1 protein-coding gene is annotated in these 1,689 nt (G+C 66.3%); it reads right to left on the reverse strand.

Annotation, left to right across the window (positions count from 1 at the left end):
• On the reverse strand, window positions 1-1,689 hold a 1,689-nt coding region (locus KUM44_RS34720), incomplete at both ends, for a condensation domain-containing protein (RefSeq protein ID WP_217213732.1).

Genomic DNA, 1,689 nt, shown 5'->3' on the forward strand with positions numbered 1-1,689 from the left:
GAGCGCCTCCCCGCCCAGGATCAGCGTGCTGGTGGGCGACACGCTCTCCGGCAGCGCTGTCAGCATCGGCAGGTGGGAGGGGGTGGCTTTGAGGAAGGCGGGCTGGGGTGCGTGTTCGGTGAGGTCGGTGAGGTGGATGGTGCCGCCGGTGGTCAGGGGGGTCCACAGGGCGGTGCCGGTCAGGTCGAAGGCGAGCGGCGAGTGCAACAACGTCGACTCCGCCGCTGCCGGGTATGCGCTGCGGGTGTGGGCCAGGTAGCAGGCCAGGGCTCGGTGCTCGATGACGGCGCCCTTCGGGCGACCAGTCGACCCAGAGGTGTAGAGCATGTACGCCGCATTGTCGGCGCGGACCGCCCGGGGCGGATCGGTGTCCTCGCAACCGTCCAGGCTGAGGCCGTCCAGACCGGTCAGGTGCAGCGCCGGAGCAGCATCGGCCAGGATGTGGGCGGTGCGCTCGGCCGGATACTCCGGGTCCAGCGGAACGTAGGCCGCACCGCTCTTCAGCGTCCCCAGCAGAGCCGTGACCGCGTCCAGACCGCGGGGCATGTCCACCGCGACGAACACCTCCGGGCCCACCCCGCGCTCGGCCAGCCACCGGGCCAGCCGGTTCGCCCGCGCGTTCAACCCCGCATACGTCAGGCTCTCGCCCTCGCAGGTCAGCGCCACCGCATCCGGTGTGGCCGCCGCCTGCCGCTCGAACAGCGCCACCACATCCACCGGCGGCATGCTGTCGCCCGGCTGACCGTTCCACTCCTCCAGGACTTGGCGTTCTTCTGCGTGAGTGAGGACGTCGATGTCGGTGATGGGCAGGTCGGGATGTGCGGTGACGGCAGTTAGGAGTCGGATCAGGCGGTCAACGATGGTCTGAGCGGTCTCGTGATGGAAAAGGTCCGAACTGAAGTCCAGAACACCACTGACACCACCAGCTTCCTCGCGAGTCTCGGAGAAGCTGAAGGAGAGGTCGAACTTCGGATTCGACCAGTTGTGTGCCACCGAATCAACCGCCAGGTCCGGTAGCTGAGCGACAGCATTCAGCGTGGCCGTCTGGTCGTTGTTGTTGAGCGTGAGCATGACCTGGAAGAGGGGGTGGTGGGCCAGGCTGCGGGTGGGGTTGAGGTGCTCGACGAGGCGTTCGAACGGAACGTCCTGATGGCTGTAGGCATCCAGGTCAGTTGTACGTACGCGATGGAGCAGTTCTCGGAAGCTTGGGCGACCGCTGGTATCGGTGCGCAGGACGAGGGTGTTGACGAAGAAGCCGACAAGTCCCTCTAGCGCGTCGTCGGTACGTCCGGCGATGGGCGAACCGATGGGGATGTCGTTGCCCGCTCCCAAACGTGTCAACAACGTTGCCAGAGCAGCCTGGAGCGCCATGAACAGACTCGCGTGCCCTTCACGCGCCACTGCGGCCAGCTGCCTATGGGTCACTGCCGGGATGGTGAACGTGATGCTGCTTGCGTGCCGGGAGCCAGTGGCTGGACGTGGCCGATCAGTTGGGAGCTGGATCTGTTCGGGCAGGTTGGCGAGTGCCGTGGTCCAGTAACCAAGCTGATGCGAGATCGCACTCTCTGGGTCCTGCTCCTGGCCCATGCCCTCGTGTTGCCAGAGGGTGTAGTCGGCGTACTGGATTGGTAGGGGTTGCCAGGTTGGGGCTTGGCCTTGGACGCGTGCGGTGTAGGCGGTGGTGAGGTC

Source organism: Streptomyces sp. AC550_RSS872 (assembly GCF_019049285.1).
Classification (GTDB): Bacteria; Actinomycetota; Actinomycetes; order Streptomycetales; family Streptomycetaceae; genus Streptomyces.